The following is a 17,559-nucleotide window of genomic DNA, read 5'->3' as shown; positions in this document are numbered from 1 at the left end:
CAAAGCGTCCATGGAACTCAATTCATCCGTCGCAGCGGTCGTCACGGGCGGAGCCTCCGGCCTGGGCGAGGCCACGGTGCGGGCCCTGGCCGCCAAGGGCGTGAAGGTCGCCATCTTCGACATGAACGAGGAGAAGGGCCAAAAGGTCGCCGCCGACGTGGGGGGCGTGTTCTGCAAGGTCAACGTCACCTCGGAAGAAGACGTCGACGCCGGCTTCGCGAGGGCGCGCGAGGCGCACGGCCAGGAGCGGATCCTGGTGAACTGCGCCGGCACCGGCAACGCCATCAAGACGGCCAGCCGTGACAAGAACACCGGCGAGACCAAGCACTTCCCGCTGGATGCGTTCAACTTCATCATCCAGATCAACCTGGTGGGCACCTTCCGCTGCATCGCCAAGTCGGCGAAGGGCATGCTGGACCTCGAGCCGCTGGAAGACGGCGAGCGCGGGGTGATCATCAACACCGCCTCGGTGGCGGCCGAGGACGGCCAGATGGGCCAGGCGGCCTACTCGGCGTCGAAGGGCGGCGTGGTGGGCATGACCCTGCCGATCGCCCGCGACCTGTCGGGCGACGGCATCCGCGTGAACACGATCCTGCCGGGGATCTTCGACACCCCGCTGATGCAGTTCGCGCCGGAGGCGGTGAAGCAGGGCCTGGCCGCTTCGGTGCCGTTCCCCAAGCGGCTCGGCAAGCCGCAGGAATACGCCCAGCTCGCCATGACCATGATCGAGTGCGGCTATTTCAACGGCGAGGACGTGCGCCTGGACGGCTCGATCCGGATGGCCCCGCGCTAAGCACAAGCCAGTCCGGCGCAGATCGACGAGGGGCCTCCGGCATCGCCGCGAGGCCCCTTTTCGTGTGGCGCGGGAGCGCCGCTACCGGCGACGGCGGACGCCGCCCAGCAGGCCGCGCATGATCTCGCGGCCGACCTGGTTGCCGATGGTGCGCAGCATGGACTTGGCGAAGGCCCCGCCCATGGACTGCAGCTCGGACGGCTTCTCCTTGGCCGCGGCTTTGGGCTTGGCCGCCGGCGCCGCGGGGGCGGCTACCGCCGCCTCGGCCTTGGCCCTCAGCATCTCATAGGCGCTCTCGCGGTCGCGGGCCTGATCGTAGAGGCCGCGCACCGGGCTGGAGGCCATCAGGGCCTGGCGCTCGGCGGGCGTGACAGGGCCGAGGCGCGACACGGGCGGGCGCACGGTGGTCTTGGCCACGACCGTGGGCGCGCCGCGCTCGTCGAGCACCGACACCAGGGCCTCGCCCACGCCGAGGTGCTGGATGGTCTCGGCGGTGTCGAAGGCCGGGTTGGCCCGGAAGCTCTCGGCGGCCGCCCTCAGCCCGCGCTGCTCGACCGGAGTGTAGGCGCGCAACGCATGCTGCACCCGGTTGCCGAGCTGGCCCAGGACCGTCTCGGGAATGTCCGCCGGGTTCTGGGTGACGAAGTAGACGCCGACGCCCTTGGAGCGGATGAGGCGGACCACCTGCTCCACCTTCTCCAGCAGGGCCTTGGGCGCGTCGCGGAACAGCAGGTGCGCCTCGTCGAAGAAGAAGGCCAGCCGCGGCTTCTCGGGGTCGCCCACCTCGGGCAGCTCCTCGAAAAGCTCGCTGAGCAGCCACAGCAGGAAGGTGGCGTAGAGCCGGGGCGCCGCGATCAGCTTGTCGGCGGCCAGCAGGGAGACGTAGCCGCGGCCGGAGCCGTCGGTGCGCATGAGGTCGGAGAGCTGCAGGGCCGGCTCGCCGAAGAGGTTTGCGCCGCCCTGCTCCTCCAGCACCAGGAGCTTGCGCTGGATGGTGGCGACGGTGGCCGGCGAAATGTTGCCGAACCGGGCGCCCAGGGCCTTGGCGTTCTCGGCGGCGTAGGTGAGCGCCGCCTGCAGGTCCTTGAGGTCGAGCAGCAGCAGGCCTTCCTCGTCGGCGGCCCGGAACACAACCGTCAGCACGCCCTCCTGCACGTCGTTGAGCTCGAGCATTCGGGCGATCAGCAGGGGCCCCATCTCGGAGACGGTGGCGCGGATCGGGTGGCCCTGCTCGCCGAACAGGTCCCAGAAGATGGTGGGCGCCCCCAAGGGCTGCAGAGTGAGGCCCATGGCTCCGGCCCGGGCCAGCATCTTCTCGGACGGCGCGCCGGGCTGGGAGATGCCGGCCAGGTCGCCCTTCACGTCGGCCGCGAACACCGGGACGCCGGCGTCGGACAGACCCTGGGCCAGCACCTGCAGGGTGACGGTCTTGCCGGTGCCGGTGGCGCCGGCCACCAGGCCGTGCCGGTTGGCCCGGTCGAGCCTCAGGGCCTGCGGTTCGTCGGCCAGGCCGATCAGGACGCCGTTCTCACCCATCGGGGACTCCTCGCGATCAGGGGAACGGCAAGCTAGCGAGGCCCCGCGTGGCGCGCCAGCGGCGACTCGCCCGGCCGGGGAAGCCATGTTCGTGCTGAAAATTGTGGTCGGCAGGGCAAAAAAACTCCCACTCAACGGTGAAGCCGGGTAGAGGTCGCCTGCATTGACGGCGGGTCCCCCGCCGGGGACAGTCACGCCTCCGCCTCCGCGAAAGCCTCCCTGATGCCCGAACGCGCCGTCGACTCCCCCCTCGTCCGCATCTCACTGGCGATCATCGCCGCGGTGGTTGTGGGCGCCGCGCTGAAGTGGCTGGCGCCGATCCTCACGCCGCTGGCGCTGGCCATGTTCCTGGCGGTGATGATCGACGGCCTGGCCCGGGTGCTCGAGCACCGGCTGCCAGGGGTCGGGCGCCGCGCGGCCATGCCGCTGGCCCTGCTGATCGCCGTCCTGCTGTTCGGCGGCACGGCCTATGTGATCGCCGACAACGCCTATTCGTTCGCGGGCCAGCTCGCCGGCTATGCGCCGCGGCTGAACGGCCTGCTGGCGCGCATGGCGGGCCTCGTGGGGATCGATGTCCCGCCGACGATCGAGCAGCTGGCGCAGCAGCTGAATCCCACACGCTTCCTCGGCCAGGTGGCGCGCAGCCTGCAGGACTTCGCCGCAACGGCCGGCTTCGTGATCGTCTACCTGGGCTTCATCATCGCCTCGCGGCGCGGCTGGACGCGGAAGATGGTCAACCTCTTTCCGCAGCGCGAGGAGCGGCAGGAGGCCATGGGCATCTTCCTGCGCATCCGCGACGGGGTGGAGCAGTACCTCTGGGTGCAGACGGTGACCGGGCTGATGATCGCGGCGGCCTCGTGGGCGGCGATGCTGGCCGTCGGCCTCGACAATGCGCTGTTCTGGACGTTCGTGATCTTCATCGCCTCGTACATCCCGGTGATCGGGGGCATCGTCGGCGTCGCGGCGCCGCCGGTGATGGCGCTCGTGCAGTTCGACACCCTCTGGCAGGCGGCCGTTCTGTTCGCGGTCCTGCAGACCGTCACCCTGGTGGTCGGCAACGTGATCTACCCGCGGATGCAGGGCCGCAGCCTGAACATCGATCCCGTCATGGTGCTGCTGTCGCTGGCCTTCTGGGCGGCGATCTGGGGGATGACGGGGGCCTTCCTGTCGACGCCCCTGACCGTCATGGCCATGGTGATCCTCGCCCAGTTCCCCGGGTCGCGCTGGATCGCCGTGCTGCTCAGCGAGGATGGGGACCCGCTGCGCCAACGCACGGACAAGGGGGCGCCCACCCCGCTCGACAAGGCCATCGCTTCTGACCCGCCCGCCGGATGACGGAAACGCGCCGAGAGGACTTAAACGTGAGCTTGCAGTTCCTATCTATGGTCAGCCGGGGAGCCCAACGCCCCGGCCAGAACGTCCGTCCCCCAACCCCGCGGGCGCTCCGAGCACAGAGCGCTTCGCCGACCCCCCACGGCGGAGCCACACGCCGCCGGACACTCTCCTCCGGCGGCGTCCTCGTGACCGGCGCGCAGGCCCTCCCCGGCCGCGCCAGCGGGGGTCGCGCCCGATGAACCGCCCCGTCAAGCCGGCCGCCCTGCAGCCGAACCGCCGCCTGGTGCGCGCCGTCCTCGCCGCGATGGGCGACGAGCCGCAGATGGAGGCCGCCCGGGCTTTCGCCGACCAGGCCAGCGCCGACGCCCTGACGGACGAGCTGCCGGAGCTCTCCGCCGCCGAGCTGGCGGCCAACCTCGCCGACTTCTGGCGGTTCGGCGAGCGCCGCCGCGGGCGGGGCCCCACCATCCGCATCGTCCCCGTCGAAGGCTCGCGCCACAACGGGCTCGACCGGCTCGAGATCGTGCAGGACGACGCACCGTTCCTCGTTGACTCCGTGATGGGGGAGATCGCGGACCAGGGTCTCTCCGTCCGGGCCATGTTCCACCCGATCGTCACCGTGCGGCGCGACCGCGCCGGGGTGCGCGGCGAGACGGGGACCCCGCGTCGCGAGTCCATGATCCAGGTGATCCTCGATCCCGTGGGCGCCGACCGCGAGGCGGCGCTCGCCAAGGGGGTGAAGGCGGCGCTGGCCGACGTCCGCGCCGCCGTGGACGACTTCCCGGCGATGCTGGAGCTGATGGCCCGGACCATCGGCGAACTGGCCGAGCGCGGCGACAAGGCCAGCGAGGAGGAGCTCGCCTTCCTGCGATGGCTGCACAAGGAGCACTTCGTGTTCCTGGGCGCCCGCGTCTACGCGTACCCGCGCCTGCCCAACGGCGAGTATGCACCGGAGGAGCCGCTCTACCAGCCGACCGACGGCCTGGGCGTGCTCCGCGATCCGACCCGCACCGTGCTGCGCCGGGCCAGCGAGCCCGCGATCCTGATGAGCGAAGCTCAGGACCGGATCGTCCGCGACCCGGCGCTGACCGTCGCCAAGTCGAACGTGCGCAGCCGGGTCCACCGCCGGGGCTACATGGATTACGTGGGCGTGAAGCGCTACGGCGACGACGGCCGGCCGAGCGGCGAGGTCCGCTTCGTGGGCCTGTTCACCGCCGACGCCTACGACCAGCCGGCCGCCAACGTGCCGCTGATCCGCGAAAAGGTCGCCCGGGTGCTGGAGCGCGCCGGCGCCCTGCCGGGCAGCCACAACGCCAAGCGCCTGAAGAACATCGTCGAGAACCACCCGCGCGACGAGCTCTTCCAGATGAGCGAGGACGACCTGCTGGCCCAAGCCGTCGGCGTCCTGCACCTCTACGATCGGCCGCGCGTGCGCCTGTTCGAGCGGCGCGATCCGTTCGACCGCTTCGCCTCGGTCCTGCTGTTCGTGCCCCGCGACCGCTACGACTCAGACCTGCGGCGGCGGGCCGGGGCGATGATCGCCGACGCCTACGGCGGACGGCTGTCGGCCTACTACCCGGCCTTCCCGGACGCGCCGCTGGCGCGCGTGCACTACATCGTCGGCTTCACCCCTGGCCAGCACCTGTGGCCCGACCTGCGCGCCCTGGAAGCCGAGATCGCCGAGGCCGCCCGCACCTGGGAAGACCGCTTCGACGCCGCCATCCGCGCCAGCGGGCGGACGCCGGAGGAAGTGTCGGAAACCGTCGCCCGCTACCGCGACGCCTTCCCGGCCGGGTACCGGGACCGGTTCGACGCCGCCGAGGCCCTGGCCGACGTGGCCGAGGTGGAGGCGTTCGGTGACGAGCCGGTGCGGGTTCGCGCCTACCGGACGGCCGAGGACGGTCCCCTGGAGTTCCGCTTCAAGCTCTATCGCCAGGGCGAGCCTGCGCCGCTGGCCGACGTGCTGCCGATCCTGGAGAACATGGGCCTGAAGACCCTGGCCGAGGCCGGGTTCTGCATCCAGCGCGAGGGCCATCCGACCATCTGGGTCCACGATTTCGAGCTGACCGACCCGCGCGGCGAGCACCTGGTGTTCGCCGAGGTGAAGGACGCCTTCGAAGACGCCGTGGCCGCGGTCTGGACGGGGCTCACCGAAAACGACGGCTTCAACCGCCTGGTGCTGGAGCTGTCGCTGTCCTGGCGCGACGCCGCCCTGATCCGGGCGCTGGCGCGTTATCGCCAGCAGTCCGGCCTCGACCCGACCCAGCGGGCGCAGGAAGAGGCGCTGCGCAACCATCCGGGCGTGGCGCGGCTGATCCTCGACCTCTTCCGCACCAAGTTCGACCCTGCGATCCGCGCCGACCTGGCCGCCCGCAACCAGCAGGCCGCTGCGGTGATGGGCCGGATCATCGAGGCCCTGCAGCACGTGGAGAGCCTGGACGACGACCGGGTGCTGCGCCGCCTCGCCCTGCTGGTCGCGGCCATCCTGCGGACCAACTTCTACCAGCCCGGCCCCGATGGCCGGCCGAAGCCCTACATCTCGTTCAAGGTGGCGAGCGGCGAGCTGGCCGACCTGCCGCTGCCCAAGCCCTACCGCGAGATCTTCGTCTGGGGTGTGGCCGTGGAGGGCGTTCACCTGCGGTTCGGCCCCGTGGCGCGCGGCGGCCTGCGCTGGTCGGACCGGCGCGACGACTTCCGCACCGAGGTGCTGGGCCTGGTGAAGGCGCAGCAGGTGAAGAACGCGGTGATCGTGCCCGTCGGCTCGAAAGGCGGCTTCTTCCCCAAGCAGCTGCCCAAGGGCGGCGCGCCGGACGCGGTGCGGGCGGAGGGGATCCGCGCCTACACCACCTTCCTCTCCGGCCTGCTGGACATCACCGACAACCTGTCGCCCGAGGGCCAGGTCATCCATCCCGCCGACGTGGTCGTCCACGATGGCGACGATCCCTACCTGGTGGTGGCGGCGGACAAGGGCACGGCGACCTTCTCGGACATCGCCAACGGCATCGCCGAGTCCTACGGCTTCTGGCTGGGCGACGCCTTCGCGTCGGGCGGGTCCGCCGGCTACGACCATAAGGCGATGGGCATCACCGCCCGTGGCGCCTGGGAGGCGGTGAAGCGCCACTTCCGCGAGCTCGGCAAGGACATCCAGTCCGAGCCGTTCACGGTGGTGGGCTGCGGCGACATGAGCGGCGACGTGTTCGGCAACGGCATGCTGCTGTCGAAGCAGATCCGCCTGCTGGCCGCCTTCGACCACCGTCACATCTTCCTGGATCCCGATCCCGACCCGGCGAAGTCCTGGGACGAGCGCAAGCGGATGTTCGAGTTGCCGCGGTCGTCCTGGGACGACTACGACCGCAAGGCGATCTCGAAGGGCGGGGGGGTCTTCCCGCGCAGCCAGAAGGAGATCCCGCTGACGCCGCAGGTGCGCGCGATGCTCGGGATCGAGGCCGAGACCCTGACGCCGGGCGAGTTGATTAACGCCATCCTCAAGGCGCCGGCCGAGCTGCTCTACCTGGGCGGCATCGGCACCTATGTGAAGGCGCGGCACGAGACCAACACCGAGGTTGGCGACAAGGCGAATGACCCGATCCGGGTGAACGCCTCGGAACTGCGGGTGAAGGTGGTCGGCGAGGGGGCCAACCTGGGCCTGACGCAGGCGGCGCGGATCGAGTTCGCGAACCTGGGCGGGCGGATCAACACCGACGCCATCGACAACTCAGCCGGCGTCGACAGCTCCGACCACGAGGTGAACATCAAGATCCTCACCGGCATGCTGGAGCGGACCGGAGAGCTGACCCGCAAGAAGCGCGACACCTTGCTGCGCTCGATGGTGGACGACGTGGCGGCCCACGTCCTGGCCCACAACTACGGCCAGACCCTGGCGCTGTCGCTCCTGGACATGGACGCGGCGGGCGAGCTGGAGCCGCACGCGCGGTTCATGAGCGACCTGGAGCAGGCGGGCCGCCTGGACCGCACGGTGGAGGGGCTGCCGGACCCGGCCGCCATCGCCGAGCGGCAGGCGGCGGGCCGAGGCCTGACCAGGCCGGAGCTGGCGGTGCTGCTGGCCTATGGCAAGCTGGAGCTGAAGCGCGAGATGGTCGCCAGCCAGGCGCCGGACGACCCGTTCTTCGAGCAGAGGCTGGAGGCCTATTTCCCGAAGCCGCTGCGCCGCTGGGCCGAGCCCATGCGCCGCCACCGGCTGCGCCGAGAAATCATCGCCACCGTGGTCGCCAACGACATCGTCAACCGCTGCGGCCCGAGCTTCCCGTCGCGGCTGATGGCGGCGGCCGGCTGCGACGTGACCGCCTTCGTCTGCGGCTACGAGGCCGCCAAGGCGGTGCTCGACATCGAGCCGCTGTGGTCGGCGATGGACGACCTGGACGGCAAGGTCCCGGCCGCCGCCCAGATGGCCCTCTACCGGCGGACGGTGGCGGCCCTGCGGGGCGCTACCTTCTGGCTGGCCCGGCGGTCGGCCCGGGAGAAGCTGGACGTGGACAGCCTGATCCGCCGCTACGGCGCGGGCTTCCGGGCGCTGAAGGGGCTCACGCCGGACACGGTGACCGCCGTCGAGCGGGCCTCCATCGAGGCGCGGATCGCCGAGCTGGTGGAGCTGGGCGCCCCGCCCGAACTGGCGCGCCAGGTGTCGGTGCTGCAATCCCTGACCACGGCCGCAGACCTGGTGGACCTGGCCGAGGCCTCCAGCTGGCCGCTGCCCAACGTCTCGCGGGTCTACAACGCCACGGGGGCGGCCTTCGCCTTCGATCGGCTGCGGGCCGCGGCGGGCGGCTATGCGGTGGGCGACGCCTTCGAGCGCACGGCGCTCCGGCGTCTGATCGAGGACATGCTGGCCGAGCAGGCGCAGCTCGCCCGGGCGATCATGGAGTTCGCCGGCCAGCAGCAGGCCGGCGACGACGCCGCCTCGGCAAAGGACGCGGTGAGCGCCTGGGCGGCGCTCCGCCGCGAACAAGCGCGCGCCGCGCTGCGGGTGATCGAGGAGATCGAAGCCGCCGGCGGGCCCTGGACCTTCGCCAAGCTGACGATCGCCAATGCGGCCCTGCGGGAGCTGGCCAACGAGGCGACCGCCAAGCGGCGGCGGTAGGGCGCAAGCCCTCTCCCGCCCGCGGGAGAGGGTTGGGTGAGGGCGGCGCTGCGGCGGCGCTGGTCAGGGCGTTGGACCCGGTCGCGCCCTCGGGTTCAACGTCGGCGATGAGGCGAGATCGGCGCCGCCCTCACCCTCCCCTCTCCCGCAAGCGGGAGAGGGTTCTAGGCGCTAGTGGCGGAAGACGCGGAGGCCGGTGAAGACCATGGCCAGGCCGCGCTCATCGGCCGCGGCGATGACTTCCTCGTCGCGCATGGAGCCGCCCGGCTGGATGACCGCGGTGCAGCCGGCGTCGGCGGCCTGCAGCAGGCCGTCGGCGAAGGGGAAGAAGGCCTCCGAGGCGCAGGCGGAGCCCGCGAGGTCCAGGCCGAAGTCGGCGGCCCGCAGGGCGGCGATGCGGGCGCTGTCCTTGCGGTTCATCTGGCCGGCCCCCACACCCAGGGTCTGGCCGGCCCTGGCGTAAACGATGGCGTTCGACTTCACGTGCTTGGCGACGGTGAAGGCGAAGAGCATGTCGCGCACCTCCTCGTCGGTGGGCGCGCGCCTGGTGACCACCTTCAGATCGGCGGGCGTGAGCCGGGCGTCGTCGCGCGACTGGACCAGGAAGCCGCCGGACACCGACTTGAAGGTGACCCCCGGCTCGCGCGGGTCCGGCAGGCCGCCGGTGACCAGCAGGCGGACGTTCTTCTTTTTGCGGAACAGGGCGACGGCGTCCTCGTCGGCGTCGGGCGCGATCACCACCTCGGTGAAGATCTCCAGCACCTTCTCGGCGGTGGCCGCGTCCAGCCGGCTGTTCAGGGCGACGATCCCGCCGAAGGCGCTGGTGGGGTCGCAGGCGAGCGCCCGGTCGTAGGCCTCGGCCAGGCTCGCGCCCGTGGCCACGCCGCAGGGGTTGGCGTGCTTGATGATGGCGCAGGCCGGACCCGCCTCAGGGGCGAACTCCGCGATCAGCTCGAAGGCCGCGTCGGTGTCGTTGATGTTGTTGTAGCTGAGCTCCTTGCCCTGCAGCTGGCGGGCGGTGGCGACGCCGGTGCGCGGGCTGGGGAAGCGGTAGAAGGCGGCCTGCTGGTGCGGGTTCTCGCCGTAGCGCATGGTCTGGGCGAGTTCGCCAGAGAGGCTGAGGCGGGCGGGCGCCGCGTCGCCGAGCTGGCGGGCGAACCAGCCGGAGATGGCGGCGTCGTAGGCGGCGGTGCGCGCGTAGGCGCGGGCGGCGAGCCGCTTGCGCAGGTCGAGCGAGGTGGCGCCGTCGGCCTCGAGCGCGCGCAGCACCTCCTGGAGGTCCGAAGGCTCGGTGCAGACGGCCACGTAGCCGTGGTTCTTGGCCGCCGAGCGGATCATGGCCGGCCCGCCGATGTCGATGTTCTCGACGGCGGTCTCATAGTCGGCGCCCGAGGCCACCGTGGCCTCGAAGGGGTAGAGGTTCACGTAGACCAGGTCGATGGCGCCGATCCCGTGACTGTCCATGGCCGCCTTGTGCTCGGGGGCGTCGCGGACGCCCAGCAGGCCGCCGTGGACGATGGGGTGCAGGGTCTTCACCCGGCCGTCCATCATCTCGGGGAAGCCGGTGAGCTCGGAGATGTCCTTCACCGGCAGGCCGGCGTCGGCGATGGCCTTCCGGGTGCCGCCGGTGGAGACCAGCTCAACGCCCATCCCCGCCAGTGTCCGGGCGGCGTCCACCAGACCGGTCTTGTCGGAGACCGAAAGCAGGGCGCGGCGGATCTGGACCTTGTCGGGGGCGGGCGGGAAGTCGGGAGCGGCGGGCACGGCATTCTCCTTGCGTTGCGGATCGGAGCGATGCCCAGGCGAGCGGCGGATGCGCCAGGGGGCGCTATGGTCGCCGCGCTTCCCGGTGGTCGCCCACCTCATTCGCCAGTCACGCGGAGATGGGCGTCTGCTACTTGCGCCGCCGCCCGGCGTCAACGCGACGTGTTCACCGGGATTCGGCGGCCGACAGCTTCCAGCGGATGCGGGCGCCCTGCTCGAGCCGGGCCTGGCCCCGCAGCACGATCTGCTGCGAGCGGCGGGGCTGGCCGTCCTGGTAGTGCACGGAGGGCTCCAGGCCGACCTCCAGGGCGTCGTTGCGCAACCACCAGCCGTGCTCCTGGCCGTCGGGCTTGAGCAGGACGCTCTTTCGATCCCGGGCGATCAGGGCGTGGACCTGCGGGTGCAGGTGGAAGCGGACCATGAAGGGGGCGAACTTGCGTGCGCCGGGGCGGCCGACGGGCGTCAGGCGGTCCTCGCCGCGCAGCTCGTCGGCCTCGACGTCGATGTAGAGCCGCCGCTCGTGGCGCAGGCCGAAGCGCTTGACCCAGCCGTCGTGCGCCAGCTCCAGCCACAGCGCGCCCGGGGCCTCGTGGCGGCGGGCCTCGACGGCGTCGGCGGCGCCAGTCAGGCGCGGGCCGAGCACCTGGGCGGCGAAGCCCCGCAAGGGCTCGCCGCAGGAGGCGTCGCCCACCGAGACCGTGGAGGCGGCGTCCACCAGGCGCATGGCCTGGGGGCCCTGGGCGTCGGGCGACCAGCCGCCGCCGACGATCAGGCGTCGGCCGCCCACCAGCACCTCCATCGCCAGCGGCTGGGCGCAGGCGGCGACGCTCCAGGGTCCGGCCGCAGGCGGGGCGGCGTCGGCGACCACCTGCAGGGAGCGCGCCTCCAGGCGGTGGTAACCGTTGCGGGCGGCGGGGATGGCGCGCGCCTCGCCCTCGTCGCGCGCCCGCGCGGCGGCCACATAGGCTGGCTGCAGCTCCTCGCCCCCCTGGAAGGCCGCCAGGCGGCCGTCCGCGAGGGTGAAGAAGCGCACGGCGCCGGCCAGGCGGTCGATGGCGCGCATCACCTCGTCGGGCGGGGCGACCCCGCGCTGCACCAGGGCGTCGTCCAGGGTCAGCAGGTCGAACAGCAGCTCCAGGGCCGCCTGCGGGCTGCGCGAGGCGTGGCCGCCGTCCGGGGCGACGGTGAGCGGCAGGGTGCGCTCCAGGCGCTGCAGGGCGAGCGCCAGCAACTGCTCGCTGGGCCGGCCGCCGAGCGCCGCGGCGGCGACGGCGGCGGCGGCGGCCCGCTCGGCGGCGCGGACAGGGCCCTCGGCCGCCTGGAGCAGGAAGCGCGCCTGGCGAGCGAGGTCGAGGGCGACGTCGGCGGTCTCGGCTTCCGAGGCGCGGCTGCAGATGGCGCGGGCCTGGCAGGCGAGGTTGAACACCCGCCGCTCCAGAACCTCCGGGCTCCAGGAAAAGGCGTTCCAGCGGCCGAAGGCGCGCCGCCACTCCAGCACCAGCCTGAGCGCCTCGGCCGGACCGGGCGCGCCGGCGGCGACCACGTCCTTCAGCCAGCCCATCCGGTGCAGGGCCAGCGCGAACGCCCGATCGGGGCTCGGCCGGTCCCAGGGGTCGCCGCGGGGGCCCACGGTCAGGGTGGCGCCGGCCAGGACGAAGCCGCCGGCCAGGATGCGGGCGCCGTTCTCGGCGTCCACGGGCCGCAGGTCGCGGGGCGTGGCGCCCAGGCCCTCGGGGCGCGGGCTCGCCAGGGACCAGCGGTGCAGGGGCGTGCCGCGCCACTCGGCCACCAGCTGGCGGCGGGCGGCGACGCCCAGGGCTATGGCGGCGTTGCGGCCCGGGAAGCTGGCGAAGGTCCCGGCCATGCCCCGCCTCGCGTCCTCAGCCGCCCCGCAGCGCCGCGATGTTGCCGGCGTAGGCGCCCGGCCCGCCGCGGAACACCGCGCTGCCGGCGACGAGGGCGGTGGCGCCGGCCGCGATGCACTGGGGCGCGGTCTGCGGGGTGACCCCGCCGTCCACCTCGAGGACGATGTCCTTGCCCGAGGCGTCGATCATCCTGCGCAGCGCCTCGACCTTGCGCAGCTGTGACGACAGGAAGCTCTGGCCGCCGAAGCCGGGGTTCACCGACATGACCAGCACCAGGTCCACGTCGTCCATGATCCACTGGATCGCGGACGGATCGGTGGAGGGGTTGAACACCACGCCGGCCTTGGCTCCCAGCTCGCGGATCCGGCGCAGGGTGCGGTTCAGGTGCGGCCCGGCCTCGGGATGGACGCTGATGATGTCGGCGCCGGCCTCGCGGAAGGCCTCCAGGTAGGGATCGGCCGGCGAGATCATCAGGTGGACGTCGAACGGCAGGGACGAGTGCGGGCGCAGGGCCTTCACGATGTCGGGGCCGAGCGTGATGTTGGGCACGAAGTGGCCGTCCATCACGTCCACGTGCACCCAGTCCGCGCCCGCCGCCTCGATGGCGCGCACCTCCTCGCCCAGCCGCGCGAAGTCGGAGGCGAGGATGGAGGGCGCGATAATCGTCGAAGGGGCCGCCATGGAACCCGGACTTAATCTGATGCGCGCCCTGCGACCAGAGGATGAGCCGGCGCGGGGTGCGCGCAGACGTCGCAGGTCAGTCGGATTTCCGACGCAGGCGCGCGATGAAGAAGCCGTCCGTCCCGCCCGGGCGGTGGTGCGGCAGGATCCGCAGCGTCCCTTCCGGGGTGAGGCTGGCCTCCGGCGCGCCGCCCTCGCCCGGCCCGACCGGCTCCAGGGCGAACTCGGGCGTGCGGGCCAGGAAGGCGTCCACCTGCGGCTGGCCCTCCTCGGGCTCCAGCGAGCAGACGCAGTAGACCAGCACGCCGCCGGGCTTCACGCGGCGGCCGGCGGCGTCGAGCAGCCGGCTCTGCACGGCGGCGAGGCTGGCGATGTCCTGCGGCTTGGCGGCCCAGAGCACGTCCGGATGGCGGCGGAAGGTCCCGGTGGCCGAGCAGGGCGCGTCCAGCAGCACGGCGTCGAAGCGGCGCCGGTCGTTCCACTGGGCGCCGTCGGCGGCCACCGCCTCGGCGGAGAGCCCGGTGCGGGCCAGGTTCTCGGACAGGCGCTGCAGCCGCGAGGCCGACTTGTCCACGGCGGTGGTCCGCGCGCCCATGGCCGCCAACTGCAGGGTCTTGCCGCCGGGGGCGGCGCAGAGGTCGAGCGCCGTCTGGCCCTCGGTCAGGCCGAGCAGGCGGGCGGGAACCGCCGCGGAGGCGTCCTGCACCCACCACCGGCCCTCCTGGAACCCCGGCCAGGCGGAGACCTCGCCCTTGAGCGCCGAGCGCAGCGTGCCGCCCGGCAGCGCCTCTGCCTCCAGGGCGGGCGCGAGCGCCGCCGCGTCGTCCGGCGCCTTGAGGGAGAGGTCGGCGGCCGGCTCCTCCGCAATCTGGGCGGCGATGGCCCGCGCTTCGGCTTCGCCGTAGGCGGCGCGCCAGCGGGCGTAGAGCCAGGTGGGCGCCAGCAGCTCGGGGTCGGCGAGGTCCGGGGGCTCGCGGGTCAGTCCGCGCAGTACGGCGTTCACGAGGTTCTTGAACGGCCGGGTGGCCTTGTCTGCGGCGGCGAGGTCCACCGTCGCCCCAACCGCAGCGTGGGCCGGGGTCTGCAGTACGAAGAGCTGGGCGGCGCCCAGGCGCAGCACGTTCACCACCCGCTCGGGCGGCGGCTTCTGCAGCCGGGCCTGGAGGGCTGCGTCGATCGGCCCAAGCCGGCGAAGCGTCGCCATCACGAGCGCCCGGGCGAAGGCCCGGTCGCGCGGGCTCAGCGCCTTGAGGGCCGGATGGGCGAGGCCCTCGTCCATGCCCGCCCGACGCGACAGCGCGGCGGTCAGTAGGTCCAGGGCGGCGGCGCGGGCGGCGTGGCCCGGCGCGCCGCCGGGGGTGTCTTGGGTTCGGGTGTCGGTCACCCGCGCGGGTTGCCCGCTCAGGCCGCCTGGCGCAAGGGCTGCGTTTCGCCCGTCGCGAGCTCGACCGGCGGGCGGCGCCCGCCGAGCAGCACCGAAACCCCGAACAGGGCCATGCCGAGCACCACCAGCACCTCGCCTCCAATGAGCAGGGGCAGCACCGGCGGCTTGCCCTGCAGGATCTGCGACAGCATGGCCAGCAGCAGGATGTTGCCGAGGTTGGCGACGGCGAAAACCGTCCAGGCCAGCCGGCGCGGCGCGCGCTCGCCGGCCACGCCGTAGAAGGCGCCCATCAGGCCGAGCGTCGCCCAGCCGAGCAGGTTTATGTGGGCGTGCAGCGGCCGCATGGTGTGGTCGCCGCTCGCGCCCATCACCATGCCGAGCACCATGCCGGCCAGGGCGTAGAGGACGGCGGTTGCGAAAAAGGCGGTGGAGATCCGCGGCATTGTTTTTCCCTCCGATGATGTGGAGGGGGCGTTTGCCGACAAAGCCGCCGCTTGGACGTGACGCCCGTCACACACTAGATAGGGGCCATGACCGACGCGCCCCCCAACGCCGCCCCGGGCAAGGCGCTTTCCGAGGCCGCCCGACGCGCCCTCGAGGAAGCGGAAGCCCGCCGCCAGGCGGCCATCGCCGCGGAACGCGCCGCCGAACAGGGCGGCCCCCGGGGTCCCGAGCCCACCCGCTTCGGCGACTGGGAGCGGAAGGGTATCGCCGTCGACTTCTAGACCCCGGCCATCTCGGCGGCCACGCGCAGCGCCGCGGCCTGTGGGTCGTTGGCGGCGGTGATCGGGCGGCCGCACACGATATGGCTGGCCCCGGCCTGCAAGGCCTCGCGCGGGGTGGCGGCCCGGGCCTGATCGTTCTTCGCCGACCAGTCGGGCCGAACGCCGGGGGTCACCACCAGGAAGTCCGCCCCGCCCAGCCGGCGCGCGAGTTCGGCCTCGTGCGGGCTGGCGATGACGCCGTCGCAGCCGGCGGCGATGGCCTGGTGGATGCGGCGCTCGACGAGCGCCCGAGCCGTCTCGGCGTAGCCCATCTCCTCGAGGTCGGCGTCGGCGAGGCTGGTCAGCACCGTCACCGCGAGGATCTTGAGGCCCGAGTTTCCACGCCCACGCACCGCCGAAGCCATTACCTGCGGCTCGCCGTGCACCGTCAGGAAGTCGCAGCCCGACTGGGCCAGGACGGCGGCCGCGCGCTGCACGGTGGTGCCGATGTCGTGCAGCTTCCAGTCGAGGAACACCTGCTTGCCCTGGGCCTTCAGCTCCCGGGCCAGGGCCATTCCGTCGCTGGCGAACAGCTCCAGGCCGACCTTGTAGAAGGCCACGGCGTCGCCCAACGCCTCGACCATGGCCCGGGCCTCGTCCGCGGTGGGGAGGTCCAGCGGCACGATCAGCCGCGGATCGGCGGCGACATGGGCGTGTGCAGGCGCGGCGGCGGCCATGGCGAAGGCTCCGGTCAGGCGGGACCACGGGTGGTCCGGCGTCAGCGATTTGGGCTAAGACGCCTGCATGAGCCAGTGGGACTTCGCGGTCAACTTCTTCGTAGCGCTGTTCGCGCTGCTTGACCCCATCGGGAACGTGCCGGTCTTCGCCGCCGCGACGGGCGGCGTGCGCAGCGGGGTGCGAGCGCGCATCGCCGTCTACATCAGCCTCTTTGTGCTGGGCTTCCTCACCTTCTTCTACTTCTCGGGGCTCAGCCTACTGACCTTCTTTGGCATCTCGCAGCCAGCGTTCCGCATCGCCGGGGGCGTGATCCTCTTCATGCTGGGCCTGGAGATGGCCCGCGACGACTTCACGGCTACCTATGCGGATGCGGCCGATCCCGAGGAGGCTGGCCAAGGCGGCAGCGCCTACGCCCGCAAGCGCTTCGAGCGGATGATCGTCCCCTTCGCCATGCCCCTGCTGATCGGGCCGGGCGCGATCTCGACGGTGGTGATCTACGCCGATCAGGCCCGCGTCTTCGGGCTGGCCGGGGCGGCGATCGGGGTCGCGGTGATCGCGGTGGTGTCCGTGGCGACCCTGCTGGCCTTCCTGGCGACGCCGCTGATCACCCGCATCCTCGGCCGCATCGGTCTGACGATCGTGGTGCGGGTGCTGGGCCTGATCCTCTGCGCCCTCGCCGTGCAGTTCATGTTCGCCGGCCTGGCGGACTCGACCATCGGCATCATCCAGCCGGAAGCCGCGACGCCCTACCAGGACGGGCATTAGGAGCAGCCTCACCCCTGCCGGAACTTCCGGCTCTGGGTGGCGAGGATGGCGAGGCCCCAGTCGTCGGGGATCAGCTTGGCGAAGGCTGCCGCGGCCTTGTTGGGGGCGCCGGGCACGCAGACGGCGCGGTTCGCCTCCACCGCCTGATAGCCCGCCGCCGCGACCTCCTCCGCGCCCATCCAGGCCCAGCCCGGCGTCGAGGCGCCCACCCGCTCACGCGTCCCGTTGACGTCATGGAACTCCGACCAGGTGAAGCCCGGGCAGAGCGCAGAGACGTGCACGCCCTTGTCGCGGGTCTCGAGATGCAGGCTCTGGGAGAACTTGATGAGGAAGCTCTTGGTGGCGCCGTAGAGGGTGTGCCCCGCAGCGCCGGGGATCAGGCCGGCCAGCGAGGCGACGTTGACGATCCGCCCGAACCGGCGGGCCAGCATGCCGGGCAGCACCCGGTGGGCCAGCTCGCTCGGGGCATGGAGCATCACCTGAAGGAACGCCGCCTGGTCTGGCCAGGTGGTCTCGGCATAGACGCCGGGCAGGCCGTAGCCCGCGTTGTTGACCAGGAAGTCCACGGTCCGGCCGTGCGCCGCCAGCTGGTCGAGGATCTGCTCCGGCGCGTGGCGGTCCGCCAGGTCGGCGGGAACAACGAGGGTCTCGACGCCCGCCGCCAGGCGGATCTCCCCGGCCAGCTTGTCCAGGCGGTCGGCGCGTCGGGCGGTGAGCGCCACGTCATAGCCGCGCCCGGCCAGGATGCGCGCGAAGGCGGCGCCTATGCCGGCCGAGGCCCCGGTCACCAGGGCCAGTCTGCGTTCCATCCAGCTCTCCCGCGCGCGTCGCGGCGAACCTAGGGCGAGGCGGACGCCTTGCGAAGCCTGGTCCCACAGGAACAGCTGGGACGACGC

13 protein-coding genes and 1 riboswitch are annotated in these 17,559 nt (G+C 72.4%); of the genes, 5 read left to right on the top strand and 8 right to left on the bottom strand.

Annotation, left to right across the window (positions count from 1 at the left end; all coding sequences use genetic code 11):
- Positions 1–10 precede the first annotated feature (10 nt).
- Complete coding sequence (locus tag VIL67_RS04155) at positions 11–793, top strand: SDR family NAD(P)-dependent oxidoreductase (protein WP_332047578.1); 783 nt, start codon at positions 11–13, stop codon at positions 791–793.
- A gap of 81 nt (positions 794–874) precedes the next feature.
- On the opposite strand, the gene VIL67_RS04150 is transcribed toward VIL67_RS04155, so the two are convergent.
- On the bottom strand, positions 875–2,329 hold the full coding sequence (locus tag VIL67_RS04150) for a helicase HerA-like domain-containing protein (RefSeq protein WP_332047577.1): 1,455 nt from the start codon (positions 2,327–2,329) through the stop codon (positions 875–877).
- Between the two features lie 222 nt (positions 2,330–2,551).
- Between VIL67_RS04150 and VIL67_RS04145 the strand changes: the two genes are divergently transcribed.
- Both VIL67_RS04145 and VIL67_RS04140 read left to right on the top strand, forming a co-directional pair.
- The gene (locus VIL67_RS04145) at positions 2,552–3,664 is read left to right on the top strand and encodes an AI-2E family transporter (protein WP_332047576.1); all 1,113 of its coding nucleotides are present in this window, start codon (positions 2,552–2,554) and stop codon (positions 3,662–3,664) included.
- Between the two features lie 235 nt (positions 3,665–3,899).
- Positions 3,900–8,762 carry an NAD-glutamate dehydrogenase gene (locus VIL67_RS04140; protein ID WP_414696180.1) on the top strand — a complete coding sequence of 1,621 codons (4,863 nt, stop codon included), beginning with the start codon at positions 3,900–3,902 and terminating at the stop codon, positions 8,760–8,762.
- A gap of 171 nt (positions 8,763–8,933) precedes the next feature.
- Here the strand turns inward: VIL67_RS04140 and purH are convergent, their stop codons facing one another.
- The 5 genes from purH to VIL67_RS04115 form a co-directional block, all read right to left on the bottom strand.
- Entirely contained in the window at positions 8,934–10,526 is a 1,593-nt protein-coding gene (gene purH / locus VIL67_RS04135) for a bifunctional phosphoribosylaminoimidazolecarboxamide formyltransferase/IMP cyclohydrolase (RefSeq protein ID WP_332047575.1), read from the bottom strand.
- Positions 10,527–10,551: 25 nt separating this feature from the next.
- A riboswitch (ZMP/ZTP riboswitch) is annotated at positions 10,552–10,649 on the bottom strand.
- A gap of 43 nt (positions 10,650–10,692) precedes the next feature.
- Positions 10,693–12,390, bottom strand: coding sequence for a heparinase II/III family protein (locus tag VIL67_RS04130; RefSeq protein WP_332047574.1), 1,698 nt, complete (start codon positions 12,388–12,390; stop codon positions 10,693–10,695).
- A 16-nt stretch (positions 12,391–12,406) separates the two neighbouring features.
- Positions 12,407–13,072, bottom strand: a complete 666-nt coding sequence (gene rpe / locus VIL67_RS04125; RefSeq protein ID WP_332047573.1) for a ribulose-phosphate 3-epimerase — start codon at positions 13,070–13,072, stop codon at positions 12,407–12,409.
- Between the two features lie 76 nt (positions 13,073–13,148).
- Entirely contained in the window at positions 13,149–14,456 is a 1,308-nt protein-coding gene (locus VIL67_RS04120; RefSeq protein WP_332047572.1) for an RsmB/NOP family class I SAM-dependent RNA methyltransferase, read from the bottom strand.
- Positions 14,457–14,473: 17 nt separating this feature from the next.
- The gene (locus VIL67_RS04115; RefSeq protein WP_332047571.1) at positions 14,474–14,899 is read right to left on the bottom strand and encodes a hypothetical protein; all 426 of its coding nucleotides are present in this window, start codon (positions 14,897–14,899) and stop codon (positions 14,474–14,476) included.
- A gap of 87 nt (positions 14,900–14,986) precedes the next feature.
- Between VIL67_RS04115 and VIL67_RS04110 the strand changes: the two genes are divergently transcribed.
- Positions 14,987–15,181 carry a DUF1674 domain-containing protein gene (locus VIL67_RS04110; protein WP_332047570.1) on the top strand — a complete coding sequence of 65 codons (195 nt, stop codon included), beginning with the start codon at positions 14,987–14,989 and terminating at the stop codon, positions 15,179–15,181.
- Here VIL67_RS04110 and pyrF read toward each other — a convergent pair.
- Positions 15,178–15,897, bottom strand: a complete 720-nt coding sequence (gene pyrF / locus VIL67_RS04105; protein ID WP_332047569.1) for an orotidine-5'-phosphate decarboxylase — start codon at positions 15,895–15,897, stop codon at positions 15,178–15,180. The two genes, VIL67_RS04110 and pyrF, sit on opposite strands and share 4 nt — an antisense overlap.
- A 67-nt stretch (positions 15,898–15,964) precedes the next feature.
- Here pyrF and VIL67_RS04100 point away from each other — a divergent pair, with 67 nt between their 5' ends.
- Positions 15,965–16,663 carry a MarC family protein gene (locus VIL67_RS04100; RefSeq protein WP_332047568.1) on the top strand — a complete coding sequence of 233 codons (699 nt, stop codon included), beginning with the start codon at positions 15,965–15,967 and terminating at the stop codon, positions 16,661–16,663.
- An 8-nt stretch (positions 16,664–16,671) separates the two neighbouring features.
- On the opposite strand, the gene VIL67_RS04095 is transcribed toward VIL67_RS04100, so the two are convergent.
- Entirely contained in the window at positions 16,672–17,472 is an 801-nt protein-coding gene (locus VIL67_RS04095) for an SDR family NAD(P)-dependent oxidoreductase (protein ID WP_332047567.1), read from the bottom strand.
- Positions 17,473–17,559: the final 87 nt, after the last annotated feature.

The sequence above is a fragment of the Phenylobacterium sp. genome (assembly GCF_036563385.1).
Lineage (GTDB): Bacteria > Pseudomonadota > Alphaproteobacteria > Caulobacterales > Caulobacteraceae > Phenylobacterium.
The sequence above is the reverse complement of the archived record's forward strand: the minus strand, read 5'-3'. Positions and strand labels throughout refer to the sequence as shown.